Below are 23,786 nucleotides of genomic sequence, written 5' to 3'. Positions count from 1 at the left end.
CGCGCAAGGCGCTTGTCAGTGCCGTTTTTATACCCCAACCCACATCTCGTGCCTTACTCCACCGCACGCCACATTCACACTCGCCCGATACCGGCCCCGCACCGACGCAATACCGACGAAATACCGACGTGATACCGACGTCCCCTTCCCTTCAAAACAACGCCGTTAACCTTCGAATCGCCGCCACCCCGCATCGCCGCCACTTGCGCCGGTCCCAAACCGCGCGTAAACCGCCCCCGGACCAAGCCCAAGGATGCGCCCCATGCCCATTCTCGTCATGAAATTCGGCGGTACCTCCGTCGCCAACATCGACCGCATCCGCCGCGCCGCCAAGCGCGTGGGCGTCGAGGTGGCCAAGGGCTACGACGTCATCGTCATCGTCTCCGCCATGGCCGGCCGCACCAACGAACTCGTCGGCTGGGTCGACGAGATCTCGCCCTTCTACGACGCCCGCGAATACGACGCCGTGGTCAGCTCCGGCGAAAACATCACCGCCGGGCTCATGGCGCTCACCTTGCAGGAAATGGACGTCCCCGCCCGAAGCTGGCAGGGCTGGCAGGTGCCCCTCAAGACCACCTCCGCCCACTCCGCCGCACGGATCGAGGAGATCCCCACCGACAACATCAACGCCAAGTTCTCCGAAGGGATGCGCGTCGCCGTTGTCGCCGGTTTTCAAGGGGTTAGCCCCGAAGGCCGCATCACCACTTTGGGCCGGGGCGGCTCGGACACCACCGCCGTGGCCTTTGCCGCCGCCTTCGATGCCGAGCGCTGCGACATCTACACCGATGTCGACGGCGTCTACACCACCGACCCGCGGATCACCAACAAGGCCCGCAAGCTTGACAAGATCGCCTTCGAGGAGATGCTGGAACTGGCCAGCCTCGGGGCCAAGGTGCTGCAAACCCGCTCGGTCGAACTGGCCATGCGTTACAATGTCAAACTGCGCGTTCTCAGCAGTTTCGAGGAACAGTCGGACACCGCGGGCACGCTGGTCTGTGCCGAGGAGGAAATCATGGAATCAAACGTCGTCAACGGCATCGCCTATTCCCGCGACGAGGCGAAGATGACCCTCGTCTCCGTCGCCGACCGCCCCGGCATCGCCGCGGCCATCTTCGGCCCCCTCTCGGATGCCGGCGTCAACGTCGACATGATCGTCCAGAACATCTCGGAAGAGGGCCGCACCGACATGACCTTCTCCTGCCCCGTGGGCCAGGTCACCCGCGCCGAGAAGGCCCTCCGCGAGGCCAAGACCCGCGGCCACATCAACTTCCACGACCTGATCGCCGATACCGAGGTGGCCAAGGTCTCCGCCGTCGGCATCGGCATGCGCAGCCAGTCCGGCGTCGCCGCCACGATGTTCAAGACGCTCAGTGCCGAGGGAATAAACATCAAGGTGATTGCAACCTCCGAGATCAAGATTTCCGTGCTGATCGACCGGAAATATATGGAACTCGCGGTCCAGGCCCTGCATGATGCCTTCGGATTGGAAAAGGCGGCCTGACACTCCCGCGCCGGGGTGACAGGGTCGGACCGCCACAAGGACAGGTCCCGCAAAGCGCATGACTGCACCGCAGGAACATCAGACCGACAGCCGGCAGATGCTCGGCCGCCTGCGCTCGGTGATGGCCGAGGACGCGGCCGGCCAGACGCGGCTTGACCGGATCACCTCGCTGATCGCCGAGGAAATGCACTGCGAAGTGTGTTCGATCTACCTCTTCCGCGACGAGGACACGCTCGAGCTCTGCGCCACCGAGGGGCTCAAGCCCGAGGCCGTGCACCAGACCCGCATGCGCCTCGGCGAAGGGCTCGTCGGCCGCATCGCCCAGCGTGGCCACATCATCAACACCGACGACGCCCCCGGCACTCGCGGCTTCCGCTACATGCCGGAAACCGGGGAAGAGGCCTATTGCTCGATGCTGGGCGTCCCCGTCCAGCGGCTGGGCGAGACCCTCGGCGTACTGGTGGTCCAGTCGAAAGAGGCCCGCATCTTCTCCGAAGAAGAGGTCTACGCCGTCGAGGTCGTCGCCATGGTGCTGGCCGAGATGGCCGAGCTCGGCGCCTTCGTCGGCGAAGGGGCGGCGATGAAGGCCCGCCACCAGCAGGCCGTGCTCTTCCACGGCGCCGCCGGACAGGAAGGCGCGGCGCAGGGCCATGTCTGGCTGCACGAGCCGCGCGTCGTGGTCACCAACCCAATCGCCGACGACCCCCACCGCGAGATGGAACGCCTCACCGCCGCCGTCGACGAGTTGCGCGTCGGCGTCGACCGGATGCTGTCCAACGCCAAGACCGGCGACAGCGAACAGCTCCAGGTGCTCGAGGCCTACCGCATGTTCGCCAATTCCAAGGGCTGGATGCGCCGGATGGAGGAAGACATCTCCCGCGGCCTGTCGGCCGAGGCGGCGGTGGAAAAGGAACAATCCGTCGCCCGCGCCCGCATGTCCCAGGTGACCGATCCCTACCTGCGCGACCGGCTCCACGACCTCGACGACCTGTCGAACCGCCTCCTGCGCATCCTCACCGGGCAGGGCAACGAAACCGGGGCGGAAATGCCGCCCGACCCGATCCTCATCGCCCGCAATATCGGCCCCGCCGAACTGCTCGACTATGGCCGCCGCCTCAAGGGCATCGTGCTCGAGGAAGGCTCGGTCGGCAGCCACGCGGCCATCGTCGCCCGGGCGCTGGCCATCCCCCTCGTCATCCATGCCGAGCGCATCACCACCGAGGCGCTGAACGGCGACCTGATCCTTGTCGACGGCGATCAGGGCGTCGCCCACCTGCGCCCCGACGAAACCGTCGTCACCGCCTTCCGCGACAAGATGGCGATGGCCGCCAAGGCCCAGGAACGCTACGCCTCGATCCGCGACAAGCCCGCCGAAACCACCTGCGGCACGCGGATCGCGCTTCTGATGAACGCCGGCCTCATGGCCGACCTGCCCAGCCTCGACGGCTCCGGCGCCGAGGGGGTGGGCCTCTTCCGCACGGAACTGCAATTCCTCATCCGCAACCACATGCCCAAGCGGGCCGAACTGAGCGAGCTCTACGCCCGCGTGATGGACGCCGCCCACGACAAGCGCGTCACCTTCCGCACGCTCGATATCGGTTCCGACAAGGTGCTCCCCTACATGACCGCCACCGACGAGCCCAACCCGGCGCTCGGATGGCGCGCGGTGCGCGTGGGGCTCGACAAGCCCGGCGTCATGCGGATGCAGCTTCAGGCGCTCATCCGCGCCGCCAACGGCCGGCCGCTTTCGGTCATGTTCCCCTTCGTCGCCCAGCGCGAGGAATACACCGCCGCCCGGGCCGAGATGGACAAGGCGCTCGAACGCGAGCGCATCCTCGGCCACACGCTCCCCGCCTCGCTCGAGGTCGGCGCGATGCTGGAAACCCCGTCGCTGGCCTTCGCGCCCGACAGCTTCTACCGCGAGGTCGATTTCCTCTCGATCGGCGGCAACGACCTGAAACAGTTCTTCTTCGCCGCCGACCGCGAGAACGAGCTGGTCCGCAAGCGCTACGACACGTTGAACGTCAGCTTCCTGACCTTCCTCGAAGGCATCGTCGACCGCTGCAACCGGCTTGGCACACCGCTCTCCTTCTGCGGCGAGGATGCCGGCCGCCCGGTCGAGGCCGCCTGCATGGCCGCCATCGGCCTGCGCTCGCTCTCGATGCGCCCGGCCTCCATCGGCCCGGTCAAGTCCATCCTCCGGCGCACCGACCTCTCCGAACTCCGTGCGGTCATCCACGAGGCCCGCGAGGCCGGCGTGCAATCCGTCCGGCCCCAGGTGATGGAGTACCTGCGCGGGAAGCTGTAGGCCCCGCCGGGCAGCGCCCGACCGCAGGTGGGCGCACCATCGGTCTTGATGGTCGATTTATTGCGCAGCCCACATCCAACGATGGCTCCGCATGGCCCCGTTGCAGAAGCGCCCGCCCGGGGGGCGGTCGGGCGCTGCCCGGCGCCGCGCTTTGGCGCGGCTTTATTCCGGGCTGAAAGTGCCCTGAAGCGAAAGCGTCGAAAAATCTCCCCGACCCCTGTGACTTTTCAGTCACCGCAAGAATCGGGGCCTCCGCATGGGACCAATACCAAGGCTAGTACCCCCCGCCCCGAACGACTTGAAAACCGTTCCTTAACCGCCTGATTCACAAACTGAATAATATCACCCGGCTTGAGGAACAAACCGTGTCCTGCTACCGTTCTTTCCAAGGCGCAACCATAGCGCCACAATTGAGGACGACAGCACCATGGCGCTTACGGGCACATCCCCCCATCCGTTAACCAATTGTTTACCACCGCTCCGCCGGCCGGCCTCCATGTCGATGCCCGTGCCCGGCCCGGCCAACCATCACGCGCCGGCCGATGCCTCGGCCCTCGCCGCCCTGCCGCGCCGCGAGCGGGTGGAACAGGCCTTCGCCGACATCCCCCTCACGCCGAACGAGCGCCGCGCCATCCAGGCCCTGCTTGACGCCCCCGACAGCACGGCGCCCGAACTCGGCGCCGCCTGCGGCTGGCAGAACGCGGCCTGGCGCACCCAGATGATCCTGCTCTGCCAGCGCCGCCGCCGCTATTTCTGGCCGAACGGCATGGCCGCCGACATCACCAACGGCGCCATCCTCGCCGCGCTGACCGAGTACGATTCCGCCACCCTGCGCTTCAGCCCGCAACCGGACATCCTGCACATCCTCTACGAGGCGGTCGACGCCGGCTGACGTCAGGCCTTTTTCACCGGCACCTCGACCAGCTTGCGGAAATCCTCGATCACCTCGCCATGCGGCTTGCCGGCGTCGATCGCCAGCCGCCGCAGGCCGAAATGCACATGCGCCATCTGCTGGTAATAGCTGGTATAGGCGTAATTCGTGGCCGCCCCCGCCGCCGCGCCCAGCACCGGCACGGTCTGCGCCGCCAGCTTCTGGCCCAGCACCGTCGCCAACCTTGGCGCGACCCTTGCAATCAATGACTTGATCGCCGTCCCGGTCACCGCCATCCGCGTGCTCAGGAACGCCAGGTCCGACCCGTCGTCATGATCCAGCGGCCCGGCCGCCGCGAATACCTGGATACAGTCATACTGCACCCCCGGCTCGGCCGGATCGAACCCGTGCTCCACCGCCACGTCCTGGATCGTCCGCAGCAGCACCGTCACCGTCACCGGCAGTTCCGCCAGCGCCGTGGGCAAACCGCCCATGCCGCCGGCCGCCCCCATCGCCGTGGTCAGCGCCCGGCCCATCCAGCTCGGGCTGACCTCGACCACCCCCCGCGACCGGTGCGCGGCGTCCATCGCCAGGGTCAGCGCCTGGTCGGTTCGCTCGGCCAATTGCGTACGCACGCCATTGGGCAGCCGGTTCAACAACGTCTCCGCCTGCCCGTCGATCACGTTCAGCACCTGGATGCCCACGTTGCTGGCCCGCGAATGCCGCTGGGCCAGCACTTTCAGCCGCGCCTCCACGGCCTCCGGCGTAATCGGGGCTTCGAGAATCTCCATCCGCCACTCCTTCACAGGCTACCCCCTGAAGATCGGCGCAAACGCCCCCCGTTTCAAGCGCAGCGTGTCACCGGCCCGGTGACCCCGTCCCACGCCCCCTCGGCCAGCGCCACGCCCAGAACCCTTGCGGGGTTGGTCGGCGGCGGCATCTCGACGCCTTCCAGCCGGTGAAACCCGAACCGCCCGTAATAGGGCGCATCCCCCACCAGCATCGCCCGCTCCCAGCCCAGCTCCCGCGCCCGGTCCAGGCTTTCGAGGATCAGGAACCCGCCCAGCCCCTCGCCCTGGTGCGTCGGGTGCACCGCCACCGGGCCCAGAAGCAGCGTCCGCTGCCCCCCCACCAGCACCGGCCAGAACCGGATCGCGCCCGCCACGATCCCCTCCTCCCGCGCCACCAGGCACAGCTCCGCCACCCGCGCCACGCCCTCGCGCAGCCGGTACGACGACAGCGCTTCGCGCCCCGGCGCGAAACAAAGATCGTAAAGCGCCTCGACCTCCCACCAGTCGTCGGAGGTTTCTTCCTTGAGTGAAAACACCGCCCGCCCCTCGAAAAACAGGTAGATAGTCGCGTATCACGCGGTTAGGGCTGGTTCAAACCGCAACTACAGTCGGGGTGCAAGCCCCACACAAGGGAGCCCCATGTTCTACAAACCCGAAGACGGCCACGGCCTGCCCCACAACCCGTTCAACGCCATCGTCACGCCCCGGCCCATCGGCTGGATCTCGACCCGCGGCAGCGACGGCTCCGAAAACCTCGCCCCCTATTCCTTCTTCAACGCCGTGGCCTACGTGCCGCCGCAGGTGATGTTCGCCTCCACCTCCGCCAAGGAGGATCGCGACGGCACCAAGGACAGCGTTGCCAACATCCGCGACACCGGTTTCTTCTGCGTCAACATCGTCGAATACGCCATGCGCGACGTGATGAACAAATCCTCCGGCCCCTGGGAAAAGGAGGTCGACGAGTTCGAGCTCGCCGGCATCGAGCGCACCGAGTGTGAAACCATCCCCTGCTCGCGCGTCGCCAACGCCCCCGCCTCGCTCGAATGCAAGCTCACCCAGATCGTCAAACTGCCCGGCGAGGCCAATTTCACCGTTTTCGGCGAGGTCACCGGCATCCACATGCGCGACGACTGCCTCGTCGACGGCATCTTCGACGTGCTCCGCTTCAACCCGCTGGCGCGCATGGGCTACCGCGACTACTCCGTCGTGCGCGAGAAATTCTCGCTCAAACGCCCCGGCGAATAGGCCCCTGCTTCATCTTTCCCGAAATACTCCGGGGGAGTCGTTGAAATCCTTCGGGATTTCAACGGCGGGGGCAGCGCCCCCTGCCCCGTTTCGAACCTTGAAATAATCAGGATCGGAGGTTCGACGGATCTTGCTGCGCCATCGTCACGCTCGAGGCAATGCAAGAGTGCCAAAGCAGCGCCCCCTACTTCCCATAATACTCCCGGAACCACGCCACGAACCGCGCGATCCCCTCGCGCACATCCGTCTCGGGGCGATAGCCCGTCAGGCTCTGCAACAGGCTGGCATCCGCCCATGTGGCCGGCACGTCGCCCTTCTGCATCTCCATCAGGTTGCGCTGCGCCTTTTTCCCCAGCGCCTCCTCGATCGCCTCGACGAAATCCAGCAGGCGCACGGTCTGCGAATTGCCGATATTGACCACCCGGTAGGGCGCCACCGGCGACAGGCTGTCGCCCTCGGCGATATCCTCGGGGCTCTCGGGCCGCACCGGCGCCGCGTCGATCAACAGCCGGATGCCCCGCACCAGGTCGTCGACATAGGTGAAATCCCGGAACATCTCGCCGTGATTGTAGACGTCGATCGGCCGATCCTCGAGGATCGCGTCGACGAACTTGTACAGCGCCATGTCCGGCCGCCCCCACGGACCATAGACCGTGAAGAACCGGAACATCGTCGTCGGCAGGTTCCACAGATGCGCATAGGAATGGCCCATCGCCTCGCAGGCCTTCTTGGTGGCCGCGTAGATCGTCATCTGCGTGTCGGCCTTCTGCGTCTCCCGGTACGGCATCTCCGTCTCGGCGCCATAGACCGAACTGGTCGAGGCCATCAGCAGGTGCCGCACCTCGTGCCGCCGCGCCGCCTCCATCACGTTGAACGTGCCCACCACGTTGGCATCGATATAGGCCCGTGGCGCCTCGAGGCTATAGCGCACCCCGGCCTGCGCCGCGAGGTGCACGATCACGTCCGGCCCGAACCCGTCCACCGCCGCATCCAGCGCGACCTGATCCTCCAGCATCGCCTCGGTCGCGGCAAAGCCCGGCTTCTGGTGCAGCATCTGGTGGCGGCGCTCCTTCAGGCTGACATCGTAGTAATCCGTCATCCCGTCGAAGCCATGCACCTCGATCCCCTCGTCCAGCAGCAGGCGGGCCAGGTGATAGCCGATGAACCCCGCCGTGCCGGTGATGAAAACCCGTGTCATGCCCGCTCCGCCCCGATCATTCTTGTATCGAATCGATAGCCCCTGGGCCCTCGCGGCACAAGCTTTGCCGGGGCCCGCCCGCGGTCAGCCCGGGCCGCCCGCCCCCATTTGCCCCAGTTCGGGCGTGTACAGCCGGTAGATGCCGCGCCCCGCCGCCTTCGCGGCGTAAAGCGCGGTGTCGGCGTCATGCATCATCCGCACCGGGTCGAGCGGCTGGTAATCCCGGCTCAGGCTCGCCCCCACGCTGGCCGCCACCTTCAACAGCCGCTCGCCGAACGGCACCGGGCGCGAGATCTCCCGGATCAGCCGGTGCGCCAGGTCGGCCACCGTCTCGGTCCTTGAATGGCCAGGCAGCACCAGCAGGAATTCGTCCCCGCCGATGCGGATCAGCGTGTCGCGCTCGCGGGTGCAGCCCGTCAGCCGGCTGGCCACGGCCTGCAGCACCGCATCGCCGGCGGCATGGCCATAGGTGTCGTTCACATGCTTGAAGTGGTCGAGGTCGAGATGCATCAGCGCGAAATCCGTCCCCGTCTCGGCCATCCGCGACAAGACTGGCTCCAGCGCGCGGCGGTTGCGCAGCCCGGTCAGCTTGTCGGTCACCGATGCCTCCAGCGCCTCGATCCGCGCGCCGTCCAGCCGCGTGTTCAGCCGCCGCAGCTCCTCCATCGCGGCCGATTTCGCCTCGACGAGGTAGAGCATCTCGATGGCCAGGTCGGTGGCGGCGAAATCGGCGCTGGTCAGGGCGAAATCCCGCACCGCGTCGACGATCGAGATTCCGAAGGACAGGTTCAGCACCGCGCCCGCCGGCGCCTCCGCCCCCGCCGCCCCCGCCTCTGCCGGCAGCGGCACCAGCACGCCCTTCAGCTCGGTCCGTGGCGGCGTGCGCAGCGCGAAATGCAGCTTCCGCCCCGCCAGCGCCAGCAGCGCCTCCATCCGGTCCGAGGCGCGCGGGCGGCGCAGGTCCAGCAGCTCGCTCAGGTGCATCCCCTCCGGCGTCCCGCCGGGGCTCAGCTTGCGCATCGCCGGGCCGGCATGGCGGATATGCCCCGTGCCGTCGAGCAGCAGGTGCATCGGGCAGAGCGTGTCGAGCACCGTGCCCAGCGTCTCCGCATCGAGGCCTGCGAAACTCATGGCGCCCGCGCCCCGAGATCGAACGCCCGGCCCTCGGCGAACGACGCCTCCAGCAGCATGATCGCGATGATCTCGCGCCCCGGGCTCGCCCCCATATGCTCCAGCACCACGAGCGCGCCGTAATCATCCGCCATCGCCCGCAACAGGCCCACCATCACGTGCCCGAACCACGGCTTGCCCGCCCCGTCCGTCCGCACCACGAAGCTGAACGACCGCGCCCCGTGCTCGCGCAGCTCCATCTGCGGCAGCTCCAGCTCCGGCACCGCCAGCCTGACGCGCGCGGGCAGATCGTCCAGCGAAAGAAGGAAGTCGACGAACCCGGTGCCCCCGAAACGCAGCAGCCGCCGAAGCGCCACGGTCGAGGGCGAGGAGACCAGGAAGGTGCCGATATCCTCCAGCACCTCGCTCCGCGCCTTGCCCAGCGCGTCGGCGATGCCGTCAAGCAACGCCTCCGTCACCTCGGGGTCATAGCTCTGCATGGCCTCGAAGGACAAGACCGGCAGGTTCCGGCGGCGGCACACCCCCTCCCAGAACCCGTCTCCGTATGTGCCGCGCGCGAAACGCTCGATGGCCTGGTTGATCAGCCCGTGCATACTCTGCCTCCAAGACGCGGGTATATGTGACAGGCCGACGTTAAAGAAGTGTCAATAAATTCGCGTTTCGGCAATTCCGCCCCCGGCGCCACGCGCCCCGGCGGGCGGAAATCCTGAAAATCGTTTAGAAATCCGTCGGCGCCCCGCCCTCTTCCTTGCGGCGGTCGACAAAGGCCGCCAGCTCCTCGCGGATGCCCTCGTCCATCGCCGGCGCCTCGAAACTCGCGATGATGTCGCGATAGACCTGGTGCGCGCGCTCCGCCGTCCACCGGCTTCCCGCAGCCTCCCACGCCTCGTAGTTCCGCCAGTCGCTCAGGAAGGGCTGGTAGAAGGCCGTGGTGTACCGGTCCTGCGTATGCTGGATGCCGAAGAAGTGGCCCTGGTCGCCCACCTCGCGCACCGCGTCGAAGGCGATCTCGTCCGGCCCGGTCAAGGTCAGCATCGGGTCCATGTAACGCTGGATCTGCTGCAACACCTCGCAATCCATGACGAACTTCTCCGGGCTCGCGATCAGCCCGCCCTCCAGCCAGCCGGCGGCGTGATAGATCATGTGCGCCCCGGCCTGCACCCCCGACCACAGGCTGTTCGAGGTCTCCCACATCGCCTGCCCGTCCGGCACGTTCGCGGCGCAGACGCCGCTGGCCCGCATCGGCAGCTTGTAGAACCGCGCCAGCTGCCCGGTCATCTGCGTCGCCCGCATGTATTCCGGCGTGCCGAAGGCCGGCGCGCCCGACTTCATGTCGACGTTGGAGGTGAACGTGCCGATGGCACAGCACGCCCCCGGCCGAATGAGCTGCGCCAGCACCACCGCGCACAGCCCCTCGGCCAGCGACTGCGCCACAGCCCCCGCCATCGTCACCGGCGCCATCGCGCCCGCCAGCGTGAAGGGCGTCACCACCAGCCCCTGGTTGCGCCGGGCAATCCGCATCCAGCCATCCAGCATCGGATAGTCATGCTTCAAGGGCGAGGTCGAATTGATGTTGGTGTACATGTGCGGCCTAGCCTCGAACTCGTCGCTGGTCAGCCCGCCGGCGATCCGCACCATCTCCATCACGTCCTCGACCCGCTCCTTGCCCAGGCAATAGGCATGCGCCACCTTGTCGGTCAGCGTCAGCTTGTCATAGAGCACGTCGAGATGGCGGATCGAGGGGTGCACGTCCTGCGGCTCCACCGGGTAGCCGCCGACGAAATGGATGCAGTTGAAGTACTGGCTCAGCTTCAGCAGGTTCGCGCACATCTCGCGCGTGCCGGTCACCTTCCGTCCGATATTCATGTCCCAGTAGCTGGGAGGAGACGACACGTTGCCGAAATTCAAGTGCGGCCCGCCGATGGTCAGCATCCGGTCGGGGTTGCGCGGGGTGATCGTCCATTGCTCGGGCGCCTTGGCGATCATCTCCATGACGAAATCGCGGCCCATGCGGACGTTCTCGCCCTCCACGGTGCAGCCGCCCGACGCTTTAAGGATTTCTAAAGCTTCGGGGTTCAGGAACTCGATCCCGATCTCCTCGAGGATCCGCATCGCGCCGTCATGGATCGCCTGAACGCCGGCCTCGTCCAATGGCTCGACCGGTCGATCGATATTAACCGGCGGGCCCCAAGGCATCTGTTCGATGACCGCGGTGCCCCGGCGTTCGGCATTGCCCGCGCGGCCGCCGCCGCGCTTCCTGCGTTTGGCTTCTACTGCCATGGGAGACTCCTGTTTCCACTGTCCGGCATGACAGCACCGGTGATTGACAGGAAAATGCCGGTTAGCGACACGACATGTCGCTTTTGTTCTACCCGTGCGCCTGTTTTGGCCGAAGCCCCCGGCCGGTCACGATCAGGTAGACCGCCAGGCTCACGACCACGACGGCGCCGCCGATGGCCATGTTCACCGTCGGCCGCTCGCCCACCCCGATCCACACCCAGACCGGCGCCAGCACCGTCTCCAGCAGCATCAGCAGGCTTACATTCGCCGCCTGCGTATGGCGCGACGCCAGCGACAGGGTGAAGAACGACACCGGCAGGATCACCGCCCCCGTCATCACCATCGCCCATGGCCGGCCCTCGGTCATCTCGCCGAACCCGGTGATCGTCAGCCCGGTCAGCCCGGCCATCCACGCCCCCACCCCGATCACCAGCATGATCGGCAGGCCCGGCCGCGCCCGAAGGATGGTGAAGTTGAGCGCCAGCATCAGCGCCACGGCCAGCCCGAACCCGGCCCCGGCCAGCGCCCGCAGGTTCAGCGTCACATCCTCGCCATCCCCGCCCGAGACGGCGATCGCGATCCCCGCCATCACCGCCGCCATCGCCACCCAGGTCGCCAGGCGCGTCGGCTCGGCCAGGATCACCCGGCTCAGCAGCGCCGAACAGACCGGCACCGCCGCCACCCCGATCAGCACCACCGCCGCCGGGGCCGAGGCGATGCCGAGACAGAAAAAGACCGAGTTGAGAAGCTGGCAGCCCATGATCGCCACCCCGGCGCCGGTGGCCAACTGGCGGATATCGCCCCGCCGGTCACGGCTCAGCACCGCCCAACCCAGCACCATGACAGAGCCCATCAGCATCCCGCGCCACGCGACCATCTGGAACCCGTCCATCCCCGACAGGCGCATGAACAGCGCATCCGGCGTCAGGAACAGCGCCCCGGCGGTGGCCAGCAGGATACCGTAAAGCGGATGCCGGCTCATGCCGCCAGCCAGTCCGGGATCTCTCCGATATGCGCCAGCACATGATCGGCGAAGGGCGCAAGCTCGCCGGCCCCGGCCGCACCGGTCAGCACCGCCAGCGTCTGCATCCCCGCGGCCCGCCCGGCCAGCAGGTCATGCGTGCTGTCGCCCACCATCGCCACCCGCCCGGGCCTCAGGCCATGGGCACGCGCGAAGGCCAGCAGCGGGCCGGGCTCGGGCTTGGCGCCATAGCCCGAATCGTAGCCCGCGACGAAGTCGAACAACTCCGCCACCCCGGCCGCCTTCAGGTGCACATGCGCCGTCGATTCACTGTCATTCGTCATCACGCCCAGGATCAGCCCCTGCGCCCGCAGCCCCTCCAGCAACGGCGCCAGCGGCACGGCGGGCGACAGCGGCGCATGCCGCGCGTGATAGTCCAGCACCGCCTCGACCGCGTCCACGTCGGCGGTGCCCAGCGCGCCGGCCACACAGGCCACAACCTCGCGGTTCGGGCTGGCGATGGCGGGGCTGCCGGGGCGGAACCGCTCCGCCTCGAGGTCGAATTCCAGCGCCGCGGCCAGCGCCTCGGCCACGCCCGGCCGGCCCTCGGCCAGCGTGACGATCAGCCCCTTGGCCCAGGCGCTCCACGTGGCGTGGAAATCGAACAGCGTGCCGTCCTTGTCGAAGAGCAGCCCGTCAAGCTTCGTAACCGGTTTCTTCACGATCTGCCCTTACGTCCAATGCACCTGCGTGCCCCCGGGAAGGGCCGCGCGGGCGGCCATCGGCGCGCTGGTGTCAAGCCCCGTGTCGGCGCAGAAGGCCAGCACCCAGGCATCGTCCATCAGGATGAAATCCAGCACGGAGCCAAGAAAATCAGGGTCTTCGGCGCCCGCCCGCAGGTCCGCCTCCGACGCGCCCGAGGCACCGAGGAAGACCGGCAACAGCTCGTCATTCCCGGCCAGCCAGCCGAGGGCCTGCAACGCGATCGCTTCGGCGGATTCCTGCTTCGGATTCAACTGCGTTAATTCCCGGAAAGGTTTTCTTAACTTCTGACATGGATAGTCGACATGACGGAAAGAACAAGTCTGAAGGTCTTTCGTTGATGACAGGAAGAATTCTGATTGTCGACGCGCTGGCAACCAACCGGATCGTGTTGAAGGTGACGCTCTCGGCGGCGTTCTACCGCGTGATCCAGGCCGGCAGCGGCCATGACGCGCTCGGGCTGGCCCGCCGGGCCCGCCCCGACGTGGTGATCGCCGGCGACCTGCCCGACATACCCCTGGCCGAATTCGCCACGGCGCTTCAGGCTGCCACCGGCACGCCCGCACCGCCCCTGGTGGCCCTCCTGCCAGACGATCACGGCGGCCGCCGCATCGGCGCGCTGCGGGCGGGCGCCGCCGACGTGATCACCAAGCCCTATGACGAGAACGTGCTGCTGGCCCGGCTCCGCTCGATCATGCGGCACCGCCAGATCGACAGCGATCTCGGGATGCCGGCCGACACCTTCGACGCCCTCGGCTTTGCCGAGGAACCGGCGGCGTTCCAACCGCGGCAAAGCGTTGCCGTCCTCGCCGCCACCCGCCCGCAGGCCGAGGCGCTGCGCGCCCGCCTTGCCGCCGGCACCGCCCATGACATCATGGCGCTCGGCCTCGACGAGCCCGGCACGGCCAAGGCGCTTCGGCGCCGGCCGGACGCCATCGTCCTGCAGGTCGGCTCCCGCAACACCCGCCCGGGCCTGAGCCTCCTGGCCGAGCTTCAGGCCGCGCCCAGCACCCGGCGCGCCCGCGTCCTGGCCCTGCTCGACCCGGATGTGATGCACCTTGCCGCGCCGATCCTCGACATGGGCGCGCATGACGCCCTGCCCGACACCACCGACGACCTCGAACTGTCGCTCCGCCTGTCGTTCCAGCTCTCGCAGAAATCGCGCGGCGACGCCCTGCGCCACAAGCTCGAGGACGGGCTCCAGGCCGCCGTCAGCGACCCGCTCACCGGCCTCTACAACCGCCGTTACGCGCTCAGCTACGTCAAGCGGATGCTCACCGCCGCACAGGACACCGGCCAGACCTGCGCCGTGCTCGTCGCCGATCTCGACCACTTCAAGTCGGTCAACGACACCCACGGCCACGCCGCCGGGGACGCGGTGCTGGCGCAGGTCTCGGCACGGATGCGCGCCGCCCTGCCCGCCGACAGCATGATCGCCCGGATCGGCGGCGAGGAATTCCTGATCGCCCTGCCCGGCACCTCGCTCGCGGAGGTTCGCGACCTCGCCGACCGCCTGCGCCGGGTCGTGCGCGACACGGCGGTGCCGCTGGCCTGCGGCGGGCCGGTGCGGGTGACCGTCAGCATCGGCGCCTCGCTCGCCACGCCGGGTCCCGCAGGGCCGAAGACCGATGTCGCCAAGCTGGTGGCCGAGGCCGACAAGGCGCTCTACGGCTCCAAGAACGGCGGGCGCGACACCGTCACCGTCTGCCGCCGCCCGGCCGCCTGACGTACGGCTCAGTCGCGCTTGTGCCGCCGGTCGCGGCGCTCGGCCAGCCGGTCGGCATAGTCCGCGCGCGCGGCATCGTCCATCTCGGTCAGCCGCTCGATCAGCAACGACTGGCCAAGGCTCAGCCGCTCCTGGAACAGCCCCTGGATGCGCGCCAGCCGCGCCTCCACTGCCGCCGGATCGAACGGCACGGCCTTCAGGTCGGCGATCAGCCCGTCGAACTCCTGCCGGTGCCGGTCGCGCGAGAACGACCCGTCCTTGTAGGATTGCCGGATCTTCACGCCGATGGCGCGCCGGTCCTCGTCGCTCAGCGCGCGGGTCAGCGGCCCGCCCACGGACTCCAGCCGCGGCGGGCCCTTGTGATGCCACTTGCCGCCCGAGAAGAACGCCCCCGCCACCGCGCCCGCCACCAGCAGGTTCAGCCCCAGCGACACCACCAGCAGGATCTTCACCCAGCCGCGCGTCCGGCCCTTTGCCTCGTCAGTCATCACATGCCTCCATCGGCCAGCATGAAGGTCGCGTCGGGGTCGAGGTCGATCAGGTAGGCCGCCTCGCTGCCCGCGATCACCTCCTGCGCCATCCCGGTCAGCCCGGCCGGCGCGCTCACCCCGATCCAGAGCCCGGCCACCGTCGCCGCCGCCAGCCCCGCCATCGCCGGCCAGCCGCCCAGCGCCTGCGCCAGCCGCACCGGCCAGCCGCGTCGCTCCGGCGCCGACACCGCGGCCGGGGCCTTGGCCCGCTCGGCCTGAACCCTGTCGGCATCGGCCATGATCCGCGCCATCAGCGCATCGCCCGGCTCGGGCCGCGCGGCCTTGCCGGCGTCGAAATACGCCGTCAGCGGATCGGTGTTCTCAGGTTCATCCATCATCCGTATACCCCAGGTCATCGCGCCGGGCGGACAACTCCGCCGCCAGCGCCCGTTTTCCGCGTGCCACCAGGCTTTCCACCGCCTCCACGCTGATCTCCATGATCTCGGCGATCTCGGGATTCCCGAGCTCCTCGATATGGCGCAGGATCACCGCCTCGCGCTGCCTGTCCGGCAGCTTGTCCAGCGCGTCCTGCAAGGCATCCGCCCGCGCCCGCTCCTGCAGGCCCTCGGCCGGGCCCGGCCGCTCGTCCTCCGGTTCCGGCGCCTCGTCGAGGCCCACGCCCCGCGCCTTGCGAAAACGGTCGGTGCACAGGTTGGCGGTCACCCGGTAGAGCCAAGTCGTCACCTTCGCCTCGCCCTGCCGCCACTCCGGCGCGATCCGCCACAGCCGCAGCATCGCCTCCTGCGCCACGTCCTCGGCCTCGGCCCGGTTGCCCAGCAGCCGCTGCGCCTGCGCCAGCACACGCGGCACCAGCCGGGCCGTCAGAACACGCGCCGCCACCGCGTCGCCGTTGGCATACAGCACCAACAGCGCCTCGTCGGGAGCGGAACTCTGGTCGTCAAGCGGCATGGTCATCGTCCGGGGCGCGCGCGAGCCTCATGATGGCGGTCGGGGGACAGCCCCCCGCTGCAGCGATGGTGGCCGGAGCGCCCGCCATTGGCAAGGGCGCCCCGGCCTCTGCCCGGTCAGTCCTGCCCGGTTTCCACGTCATCGCCGCGCTTGTGCTTGCCGTGACGCTTGTGCATCCGCTCCTTCATCGCGTCGAACTCCTCGCGCGAGACATTGCCGTCGCCATCCTGGTCGACCTTGGCGAACATCCGGTCGGCCCGGTCGCCGCGCATCTCTTCCAAGGTCAGCGCACCATCGGCATCGGCGTCCTGGCGCTCGAACATCCTGTTCAGGAACCGCTCCCGGCGCTCCGAGGCCCGGGCCTCCATCCGCGCCGACATCTCCTCGCGGGTGATCCTGCCGTCGCCATCGGCGTCGGCCTCGTCGAACCGCGCCTGCATCCGCGCCTGCATCTCCTCGCGGCTCACGACACCGTCGCCATTGGCGTCGAGCTCTTCGAACGAGGGGCGCTTGCCGTGGTGGCCCTTGTCCGAATCGTCGCTCGCGGCAAGGCCCTGCGTGGCGGCAGCCGCCAGGATGGCGGCGCTCAGGCTGGCCATCAGAATACCGTTCTTCATCTCTTCGTCTCCTAAAGATCTGACCTGTATTAGCTCCTGCAACCGGCCGTCCTTTCCGACCGCTTGCATACCCTGAACGGCTGTGCCCGGCCTTTCCGTCGCCGGCAGCGAAAGAAATTCCCGGCAGCCGCCTTTGCGACATCCGGCCGCAAGGACAGACTGCACCCTTCCAATTCCCGCCCCCATCGCCCAATTCTGGAAGTATCGCGAACGAGGCCCCTCATGACGGACAAGACGATCACCACCGAAACCCGGGAACTCTGGCCGGCGCTGCGCCGCGGCTTCCGGCGCAAATGCCCCAAGTGCGGCTCCGGCCCGATCATGGAAAGCTATCTCAAGGTGCGCGACACCTGCACCGTCTGCCGCGAGGATCTCAGCCATCACCGCGCCGATGACGGCCCGGCCTACCTGACCATCCTGATCGTCGGCCACCTGATGGCGCCGCTGCTGCACGTGTCCTTCACCATGTTCCGGCCCGAGCCGCTTGTGCTCTTCACCATATTCGCTATTGGCTGCGTCGGGCTCTCGCTCTACCTTCTGCCCCGGCTCAAGGGGGCGGTCGTCAGCTTCCAGTGGGCCCGCCACATGCACGGCTTCGGCGAAAAGGCGTAACGGTCCGGTCCAGGGGCCCCGCGCCGCAGGACAGGGACACACGCATCACATGACCGTCGACAAGACCGCCATCCGCGACGCCGCCACCGTGATCGTCCTGCGCGACCGGATGACCGCGCCCAGCGTGCTGATGGGCCAGCGCGGCGCCAAGGCGGCGTTCTTCCCGTCGAAATTCGTCTTCCCCGGCGGCGCGGTCGATGCCGACGACGCGGGCGTGCCGCTGGTCACGCCCCTGTCCGAGACCTGCCGCGCCCGCCTGCGGGACGAAAGCCCCGCCGACCTGTCGCACGCGCTGGCCACCGCCGCCATCCGCGAGCTGTGGGAGGAGACAGGCCTCCTCCTGGGCGAGCCCGGCCAATGGCCCGGCACGCCGCACCCCGACTGGGAACGCTTCGCCGACACCGGCTACCTCCCCTCGGCGCTCGGCATGCAGTTCTTCTTCCGCGCCCTCACGCCCCCGGGCCGGCCCCGCCGCTTCGACGCGCGCTTCTTCCTCGTCGATGCCGACCGGATCGAGGGCGACCTCGACGACTTCTCCGCCGCCTCCGAGGAACTCTCGCATCTGCAATGGGTGCCGCTGGCCGAGGCCCGGGCCCTCGACCTGCCCTTCATCACAGAGGTGGTGCTGGCCGAAATCGCCGCCAGCGCCCGCACCCTCACGCCGCCGCCCTCGATCCCGTTCTTCAAGAACGACGACGAGGAAAGCCTGTTTCTCAGGCTCCGCGGCGTGGCGCCGGTGGACTGAGCCCGCCGCTCAGCGCGGCATCAACCGTTCCAGCCCGGTGCCGTTGTCCCATGTGCCATGCAACTCGGGCCCGGTGACCACGTAGATGATCGGCGTCGCCGCACCCCAGTCCACCGTCACGATCCGCCCCTGCACGTTGCCGCGCCCCTGGTAGCTGCGCCCCTCGATGGACCAGTAGATGTCCACCTCGCTGCCCTGCTGGACGATCTCGGCCACCCCGGCATAGGCGCGCCCGTCCGGGTAGCGGCCCTGCGCGGTGTATTGCCCCGCGATGTCGAGGATCTGGGCATCATGCGCCGTGGTGGCGGTGCCCAGCGTGGCCAGCACGGCGGCGGCGAAAAGGCGGCGGGTAAGCATGGCGGGCGTCTCCGGTTACGTCGGGGAAGCCTAGCCGCGCCGCGCCACCCTGTCCATCGCCCTCAGGCCCCGGACCAGATCGCGCGGATATGGTCGGGCAGGCCACGGGCGGTGACATGGGCCTCGCGCACGAGGTGGTCGAAATGGGCGGTCAGCGCCTGCACCCGCTCGGTGTCGCGGAAGACCATGTAGTTCTGCCCGATATAGATCGCCGCCAGCAACGGCCCGAAGATGGTGACCGGCGCCGAATAGAGGCGGCGGGCGTCGAAGAGGTAGATGCGCATGCGCGGGTAGAGCTGTTCGATCACCTCGAGGAGGTTGTGCACCTGTTCCTCGCGCACCTCGCGGGGCAGGCCCGCGTAATAGCCCTCGCCGCGCACGAAGGCGTCGATCTCGAAGAGCGGCAGGGCGATCTCGTAATCCGACTGGGTGCGGCGCATCCACGACAGGCGGTCCTCGGAGGCGCCGATGGCCTGGTCGATGCTGCGGCCGAGATGGGGGGCATATTCCCATTCCAGCATGGCGCGGGTCTTGAGCATGTCGGGCAGGCCCGCGGGGACGTGACGGATCTTGTAGCCCGCGGCCTCCTGGTGCCAGCGGAAGATCTGCTCGTCGACCAGCGCCCGGGGCGCCTCGGTCAGCGAGAGGGTGTTGGCGAGGATGTCGGCGGCGGTCTCGGGCCGGTCGGTGAGGCCCAGCAGCCAGTCGGCGGAGACGCCGAGCGCTGCGGCGCATTCGCCCACCACCTGCGCGTTGGGCAGGCGGGCGCCCGAGCCCTTGATGAGCTGCGAGATGGTCGAGCGGTCGACCCCCACGGCCCGGGCCAGCCCGGATTGCGTGGTGCCACGCTCGCGCATCGCCTCGGCAATCCGGTTGCGAAACAGGGTGGCGCGGTCGCGCTTGTCTATGGTTTCCCGCATGTGTTGATAAATATCACCATTGCAGAAAAATGTTAACCGTATTCGGAATATCCTGCTGACATCTTCTGACGTAACGTTTCCGTGAATTGGGGAAAATCCGGAGTATCGAATGGAGACGCGAGCGCGGACGCTTGTGAAAGCTGTGGTGTGGAATGCGATCGGCCTGGGGGTGATGAGCCTTGTCGGCCTCGCGATGACCGGCTCGGCCGCCGTTGGCGGCGCGATGGCCGCGATCAACACCGGCATCGGGCTTACATGCTATTTCGTTTACGAGCGCGTCTGGTCCCGCATCAACTGGGGGCGCGCGCATGGCTGAGACTGTTCGCAGGGAAACCGGCGTCGAGTGGCCCACCATCGGGCTGATGGTTGCCTGTTACGGCGTTTGGGTGGTTGCGCTGACATGGGCGGCGGCGGCCTGGCTGCCGCTGGGCATGGCGCTGGCGGCCCTGGCCATCGCGCTGCATTCCTCGCTCACGCACGAGGCGTTGCACGGCCACCCGTTCCGGAACGAGCGGCTGAACGAGGCGACGGTGTTCCTGTGCCTCGGCCTCTTCATCCCCTACCGGCGGTTCCGCGACCTCCACCTCGCCCACCATGTCGATTCGATCCTGACCGATCCCTATGACGACCCGGAATCGAACTACATGGACCCCGATGTCTGGGCCCGGCTGCCGCGCTGGGGGCAGGTGATCCTGCGCCTCAACAACACGCTGGCCGGGCGGATGCTGTTCGGCCCGGCCCTCTCGGTCTGGACGCTGTGCCGCGACGACTGGCGCGCGGTGCGCAGCGGGGATGGCAAGGTGCTGAACGCCTGGCTGCTGCACCTGCCGGGCGTGGTGCCGGTGGTGGCGCTGGTGATCTGGGCGCCGATGCCGGTCTGGGCCTACCTAATCTCGGCCTACGGGGCGTTCTCGGTCCTGAAGATCCGCACGTTCCTCGAACACCGGGCGCATGAACGGGCGAGCGGGCGGACCGTGGTGATCGAGGACAAGGGGCCGCTGGCGCTGATCTTCCTGAACAACAACCTGCACGTGGTCCACCACATGCACCCCAAGGTCGCGTGGTACCGCCTGCCGCGGCTCTTCGAGGAGAACCGCGAGAAGTACCTCAAGCGCAATGACGGATACTATTACCGCTCCTATGCCGAGATCTTCGCGCGGCATTTCCTCAAGCCCAAGGACCCGGTGCCGCACCCGCTCTGGCCCGCCCCCGGGGGCCGACCGGACCAGCCGGCCGAGTAGCACCGCAACAGCCCCGAAGGAAACTTCGGGGCTTTGTCTTTCCTGACAGGACCTATCAGCAGGGCGGCACCGGGGCCGGAACGCACGGGGCCGCGGGGCGTTTGCCCGCTGACCCCTGTGAAAGGACAGACCATGGATTTCTCGGGCAGAACGGCACTTGTCACCGGTGGCACGCGCGGAAACGGCGAGCGGATCGCCGAACGGCTGTTCCAAGGCGGTGCCACCGTCGCGCTGTGCAGCCGGAACGGGGACGAGGCGGCGGCCGCGGCGGCCCGGCTCGACCCCACGGGCGAACGAGCCCTGGGGCTCGCCTGCGACGTGCGCGACGAAGATGCCGTGCAGGCCATGATCGGCAAGGTCTGCAAGCAGTTCGGGGGGCTGCACCTCGCCGTGAACAATGCCGGCGGACCGCGAGAGGCGCCGCTGCCGATTTACGAGAAATCGGCAGAGACCTGGGCCGAGGTGATCGGCACCAACCTCACCGGGTGTTTCCTGTGCCTCAAGCACGAGATCCCCGCCATCGAGGCAAGTGGCGGCGGGGCGATCGTCAACATGGCCTCGGCCAACGGCATGGTGGGCATGGGCGGGCTGGCCGACTACACGGCGGCAAAGCACGGGGTGATCGGGCTGACGCGCGAGGCGGCGCTGGATTGCGCGGAGATGGGGATACGGGTCAATGCGGTGGCGCCGGGCTTCGTCGATACGCCCGCGATGCGCGAGATGCCGGAAGAGGCGCATGACCAGCTGGCCGCGCTGCACCCGCTGGGGCGGATGGCCCGACGCGACGAGGTGGCCGCGCTGGTGGCGTTCCTTTTGTCCGACGCGGCCGGCTTCGCGACCGGTGGGGTCTATCCGCTGGATGGCGGCTATACCGCGCGCTGAGCCATTGTACGGGGTACAAGCCCTCGCTGGTCTTTGCCGGGAAAACCCGGCATAGGCCTTTGGCATGGACGCCTGGATCTACCTTTCCATCATGGCCGCCGCGTTCCAGACGCTGCGCTTCATGCTGCAGAAATCGCTCAGCATGGGCACGCTCTCCGCGGGCGGGGCCACGTTCGCGCGGTTCTTCTACGCCGCGCCCTGCGCCTTCCTGCTGGCGGCGGGTTACCTGCTGTGGGGCGATGTCACGCTGCTGCCCCTCGGCGGGCTGTTCTGGGCCTACGCGCTGACCGGCGGGCTGGCGCAGATCCTGGCGACGTGGTGCGTGGTGCTGCTGTTCGCCCAGCGCAATTTCGCGGTCGGCATCACCTTCAAGAAGACCGAGGTGATCCAGACCGCGCTGGTCGGCCTGATCGTGCTCGGCGACACTGTCAGCATACCGGGGCTGGTGGCGATCGTCGTCGGGCTGACCGGCGTGCTGGTGCTGTCCGACACGCCCGATCTGCAGGGCGGGCGGCTGAAGCGGCTGATGAACCGGGCGGCGGGGCTGGGCCTCCTGTCCGGCGCGCTCTTCGCGGTCTCGGCGGTGACCTATCGCGGCGCCACGCTGGAAGTGGCGAGCGACGATGCCTTCCTGCGCGCGGTGGTGACGGTCTCGGCGGTGACGCTGTCGCAGACCCTTGGCATGATGCTCTGGCTGCGCTGGCGCGAGCCGGGACAGGTCGGCCGCGTCTGGGCGGCCCGGCGCCGCGCGATCTGGATGGGCGTGGCAAGCCTTGGCGGCTCGGTCGGCTGGTTCACCGCGTTCACCCTGCAGAACGCGGCCTACGTGTTCGCCGTGGGCCAGGTCGAGGTTATCTTTTCGTTGATGGCCTCGGTGCTGGTCTTCCACGAAACCATCACCCGGCGGGAGCTTGCGGGGATCGCCCTGCTGACGGCCAGCATCCTGGCCCTCGTTCTGGTGGGATAGGCCAGGAGCAGCCGGGCAGGCCCCCGGCCCGCCCGGAGGCCGTCAGAACGGCATCGGATGCGCCCGGTGCGCCGCGTCGATATCGTCGAGCACCTCGTCGCCCAGCGTGATCGCGTCGCTGCCGATCGCCGTCATGAGCTGCTCCTGCGTCGTGCAGCCGAAGATCACCGAACACATGAAAGGCCGCGTCATGCACCAGGCCAGCGCCATCTGCGTCGGGTCCAGCCCGTGCTTCTCGGCCACCGCCACATACGCCTCGACCGCGTCATACGCCCGGTCCAGCACCCGCCCGCCCAGCGTCGGGTTCAGCTCGATCCGCGAGCCCTCGGGCTTGCGGCCACCCCGGTACTTGCCCGTCAGCAGCCCCTGCGCCAGCGGCGAGAACGCCAACAGCCCCACATCCTCGTTCACGCTCATCTCGGCCATGTCGGTATCGTAAAGCCGGCACATCAGCGAATACTCGTTCTGCACCGACGCCACCCGCGGCCATCCCCGGTCCTCGGAGATCCGCAGCCATTGCGACGTGCCCCACGCGCTCTCGTTCGACAGGCCGAAATGGCGGATATTGCCCTTCTCCACCTGCTTCTGCAGCGCCTCGAGCGTATCCTCCATATGCGCGACCGTCCCGGCCCGGTCCTGCCCCGAGGGGTCGAACGTCCAGTTCTTCCGGAACATGTAGCTGCCCCGGTTGGGCCAGTGGAACTGGTAGAGGTCGATGTAATCCGTCTGCAAGCGGCGGAGCGAGCCCTCCACCGTCTCCGGAATGGTCTTCGAGGAGATCGGCGCGCCATCCCGCACCATCTTCTGCCCCTCGCCCGAATGCTTGGTGGCCAGGATCACGTCCTTGCGCCGGCCCGTCCTGGCAAACCACGTCCCGATGATCTCCTCGGTCCGGCCGATGGTTTCGGGCGCGGTGGGGTTTGTCGGGTACATCTCGGCAGTGTCGATGAAGTTGATCCCGTGATCGAGCGCGGTGTCTATCTGCCCGTGCCCCTCGGCCTCGCTGTTCTGCGTGCCCCATGTCATCGAGCCCAGGCAAAGCGCGCTCACCTCCAGCCTCGTCCGTCCGAGCGGGTTCATCTTCATGTCCCGTATTCCTTTTCCTGTTCCGGTGTTGCCGGGACCCTAGAACAGGATGGCGGGAGGGGGAAACCGCAATATCGGCCCAATATGGGACGGGCGCCATCCTCTCCGCCACGCATCGACGGACCGTGGCGCGGCGACCCGACGCT

General features: G+C 68.1%; 27 protein-coding genes. 11 read left to right on the top strand and 16 right to left on the bottom strand.

Features of this window, described 5'->3' with window-relative positions; genetic code table 11:
- Positions 1–262: 262 nt before the first annotated feature.
- The 3 genes from RLN94_RS13665 (at position 263) to RLN94_RS13655 (ending at position 4,701) form a co-directional block, all read left to right on the top strand.
- Complete coding sequence (locus tag RLN94_RS13665) at positions 263–1,501, top strand: aspartate kinase (RefSeq protein ID WP_350124152.1); 1,239 nt, start codon at positions 263–265, stop codon at positions 1,499–1,501.
- 58 nt (positions 1,502–1,559) lie between these two features.
- A complete protein-coding gene (ptsP, locus tag RLN94_RS13660) occupies positions 1,560–3,809 on the top strand; it encodes a phosphoenolpyruvate--protein phosphotransferase (RefSeq protein WP_350124149.1) in 2,250 nt (749 codons plus the stop codon).
- Between the two features lie 496 nt (positions 3,810–4,305).
- Positions 4,306–4,701: a hypothetical protein gene (locus RLN94_RS13655; protein WP_350124146.1), complete on the top strand. Its 396-nt coding sequence runs from the start codon at positions 4,306–4,308 to the stop codon at positions 4,699–4,701.
- Between the two features lie 2 nt (positions 4,702–4,703).
- Here the strand turns inward: RLN94_RS13655 and RLN94_RS13650 are convergent, their stop codons facing one another.
- Both RLN94_RS13650 and RLN94_RS13645 read right to left on the bottom strand, forming a co-directional pair.
- On the bottom strand, positions 4,704–5,471 hold the full coding sequence (locus RLN94_RS13650; protein WP_350124143.1) for an EcsC family protein: 768 nt from the start codon (positions 5,469–5,471) through the stop codon (positions 4,704–4,706).
- Between the two features lie 53 nt (positions 5,472–5,524).
- On the bottom strand, positions 5,525–6,007 hold the full coding sequence (locus tag RLN94_RS13645) for a GNAT family N-acetyltransferase (protein WP_350124140.1): 483 nt from the start codon (positions 6,005–6,007) through the stop codon (positions 5,525–5,527).
- Positions 6,008–6,110: 103 nt separating this feature from the next.
- Here RLN94_RS13645 and RLN94_RS13640 point away from each other — a divergent pair, with 103 nt between their 5' ends.
- Positions 6,111–6,716: a flavin reductase family protein gene (locus RLN94_RS13640; RefSeq protein WP_350124137.1), complete on the top strand. Its 606-nt coding sequence runs from the start codon at positions 6,111–6,113 to the stop codon at positions 6,714–6,716.
- Positions 6,717–6,900: 184 nt separating this feature from the next.
- On the opposite strand, the gene RLN94_RS13635 is transcribed toward RLN94_RS13640, so the two are convergent.
- The 7 genes from RLN94_RS13635 to RLN94_RS13605 form a co-directional block, all read right to left on the bottom strand.
- On the bottom strand, positions 6,901–7,914 hold the full coding sequence (locus tag RLN94_RS13635; protein ID WP_350124134.1) for an NAD-dependent epimerase/dehydratase family protein: 1,014 nt from the start codon (positions 7,912–7,914) through the stop codon (positions 6,901–6,903).
- An 84-nt stretch (positions 7,915–7,998) separates the two neighbouring features.
- Positions 7,999–9,045 (bottom strand): diguanylate cyclase domain-containing protein, encoded by a 1,047-nt coding sequence (locus RLN94_RS13630; protein ID WP_350124131.1) that lies wholly within the window; start codon positions 9,043–9,045, stop codon positions 7,999–8,001.
- Positions 9,042–9,638, bottom strand: a complete 597-nt coding sequence (locus tag RLN94_RS13625) for a heme NO-binding domain-containing protein (protein WP_350124128.1) — start codon at positions 9,636–9,638, stop codon at positions 9,042–9,044. The genes RLN94_RS13630 and RLN94_RS13625 overlap by 4 nt, the downstream gene beginning before the upstream one ends.
- A gap of 124 nt (positions 9,639–9,762) precedes the next feature.
- Entirely contained in the window at positions 9,763–11,325 is a 1,563-nt protein-coding gene (locus RLN94_RS13620) for a trimethylamine methyltransferase family protein (RefSeq protein WP_350158980.1), read from the bottom strand.
- An 88-nt stretch (positions 11,326–11,413) separates the two neighbouring features.
- Positions 11,414–12,307, bottom strand: a complete 894-nt coding sequence (locus tag RLN94_RS13615; RefSeq protein WP_350124122.1) for a DMT family transporter — start codon at positions 12,305–12,307, stop codon at positions 11,414–11,416.
- Complete coding sequence (locus RLN94_RS13610) at positions 12,304–13,008, bottom strand: HAD family hydrolase (protein WP_350124119.1); 705 nt, start codon at positions 13,006–13,008, stop codon at positions 12,304–12,306. The genes RLN94_RS13615 and RLN94_RS13610 overlap by 4 nt, the downstream gene beginning before the upstream one ends.
- A 9-nt stretch (positions 13,009–13,017) precedes the next feature.
- Positions 13,018–13,302 carry a DUF3572 domain-containing protein gene (locus tag RLN94_RS13605; RefSeq protein WP_350124116.1) on the bottom strand — a complete coding sequence of 95 codons (285 nt, stop codon included), beginning with the start codon at positions 13,300–13,302 and terminating at the stop codon, positions 13,018–13,020.
- A gap of 86 nt (positions 13,303–13,388) precedes the next feature.
- Between RLN94_RS13605 and RLN94_RS13600 the strand changes: the two genes are divergently transcribed.
- A complete protein-coding gene (locus RLN94_RS13600) occupies positions 13,389–14,774 on the top strand; it encodes a diguanylate cyclase (protein ID WP_350124112.1) in 1,386 nt (461 codons plus the stop codon).
- Between the two features lie 8 nt (positions 14,775–14,782).
- Here RLN94_RS13600 and RLN94_RS13595 read toward each other — a convergent pair whose 3' ends face one another.
- The 4 genes from RLN94_RS13595 to RLN94_RS13580 all read right to left on the bottom strand — a co-directional run bounded on the left by RLN94_RS13595 (position 14,783) and on the right by RLN94_RS13580 (position 16,830).
- Positions 14,783–15,262, bottom strand: a complete 480-nt coding sequence (locus RLN94_RS13595) for a periplasmic heavy metal sensor (protein WP_350124108.1) — start codon at positions 15,260–15,262, stop codon at positions 14,783–14,785.
- Entirely contained in the window at positions 15,262–15,642 is a 381-nt protein-coding gene (locus RLN94_RS13590) for a hypothetical protein (protein ID WP_350124105.1), read from the bottom strand. The genes RLN94_RS13595 and RLN94_RS13590 overlap by 1 nt, the downstream gene beginning before the upstream one ends.
- Positions 15,632–16,219 carry an RNA polymerase sigma factor gene (locus tag RLN94_RS13585; RefSeq protein ID WP_350124102.1) on the bottom strand — a complete coding sequence of 196 codons (588 nt, stop codon included), beginning with the start codon at positions 16,217–16,219 and terminating at the stop codon, positions 15,632–15,634. The genes RLN94_RS13590 and RLN94_RS13585 overlap by 11 nt, the downstream gene beginning before the upstream one ends.
- A gap of 110 nt (positions 16,220–16,329) precedes the next feature.
- Positions 16,330–16,830 carry an EF-hand domain-containing protein gene (locus RLN94_RS13580; protein WP_350124099.1) on the bottom strand — a complete coding sequence of 167 codons (501 nt, stop codon included), beginning with the start codon at positions 16,828–16,830 and terminating at the stop codon, positions 16,330–16,332.
- Positions 16,831–17,052: 222 nt separating this feature from the next.
- On the opposite strand from RLN94_RS13580, the gene RLN94_RS13575 reads away from it, so the two are divergent.
- Together RLN94_RS13575 and RLN94_RS13570 are read left to right on the top strand one after the other, a co-directional pair.
- Positions 17,053–17,442: a DUF983 domain-containing protein gene (locus RLN94_RS13575; RefSeq protein ID WP_350124096.1), complete on the top strand. Its 390-nt coding sequence runs from the start codon at positions 17,053–17,055 to the stop codon at positions 17,440–17,442.
- Positions 17,443–17,491: 49 nt separating this feature from the next.
- Positions 17,492–18,187 carry an NUDIX hydrolase gene (locus RLN94_RS13570; RefSeq protein WP_350124093.1) on the top strand — a complete coding sequence of 232 codons (696 nt, stop codon included), beginning with the start codon at positions 17,492–17,494 and terminating at the stop codon, positions 18,185–18,187.
- A gap of 9 nt (positions 18,188–18,196) precedes the next feature.
- On the opposite strand, the gene RLN94_RS13565 is transcribed toward RLN94_RS13570, so the two are convergent.
- Entirely contained in the window at positions 18,197–18,544 is a 348-nt protein-coding gene (locus RLN94_RS13565) for a hypothetical protein (RefSeq protein WP_350124090.1), read from the bottom strand.
- 62 nt (positions 18,545–18,606) lie between these two features.
- Positions 18,607–19,464 carry a helix-turn-helix domain-containing protein gene (locus tag RLN94_RS13560; protein ID WP_350124087.1) on the bottom strand — a complete coding sequence of 286 codons (858 nt, stop codon included), beginning with the start codon at positions 19,462–19,464 and terminating at the stop codon, positions 18,607–18,609.
- Between the two features lie 109 nt (positions 19,465–19,573).
- Here RLN94_RS13560 and RLN94_RS13555 point away from each other — a divergent pair, with 109 nt between their 5' ends.
- The 4 genes from RLN94_RS13555 (at position 19,574) to RLN94_RS13540 (ending at position 22,554) form a co-directional block, all read left to right on the top strand.
- Positions 19,574–19,780 (top strand): DUF2061 domain-containing protein, encoded by a 207-nt coding sequence (locus RLN94_RS13555; protein ID WP_350124084.1) that lies wholly within the window; start codon positions 19,574–19,576, stop codon positions 19,778–19,780.
- Positions 19,773–20,705: a fatty acid desaturase gene (locus RLN94_RS13550; RefSeq protein ID WP_350124081.1), complete on the top strand. Its 933-nt coding sequence runs from the start codon at positions 19,773–19,775 to the stop codon at positions 20,703–20,705. Before RLN94_RS13555 ends, RLN94_RS13550 begins: the two co-directional genes overlap by 8 nt.
- Before the next feature lie 132 nt (positions 20,706–20,837).
- On the top strand, positions 20,838–21,587 hold the full coding sequence (locus RLN94_RS13545; protein WP_350124077.1) for an SDR family NAD(P)-dependent oxidoreductase: 750 nt from the start codon (positions 20,838–20,840) through the stop codon (positions 21,585–21,587).
- A 64-nt stretch (positions 21,588–21,651) separates the two neighbouring features.
- Positions 21,652–22,554, top strand: a complete 903-nt coding sequence (locus RLN94_RS13540) for an EamA family transporter (protein WP_350124075.1) — start codon at positions 21,652–21,654, stop codon at positions 22,552–22,554.
- 42 nt (positions 22,555–22,596) lie between these two features.
- On the opposite strand, the gene RLN94_RS13535 is transcribed toward RLN94_RS13540, so the two are convergent.
- The gene (locus RLN94_RS13535) at positions 22,597–23,640 is read right to left on the bottom strand and encodes an aldo/keto reductase (RefSeq protein ID WP_350124072.1); all 1,044 of its coding nucleotides are present in this window, start codon (positions 23,638–23,640) and stop codon (positions 22,597–22,599) included.
- Positions 23,641–23,786 lie beyond the last annotated feature (146 nt).

Source organism: Roseovarius sp. (assembly GCF_040223625.1).
Classification (GTDB): Bacteria; Pseudomonadota; Alphaproteobacteria; order Rhodobacterales; family Rhodobacteraceae; genus Roseovarius.
Note: the sequence above shows the minus strand (reverse complement) of the source record. Positions and strands in the feature narration are given on the sequence as shown.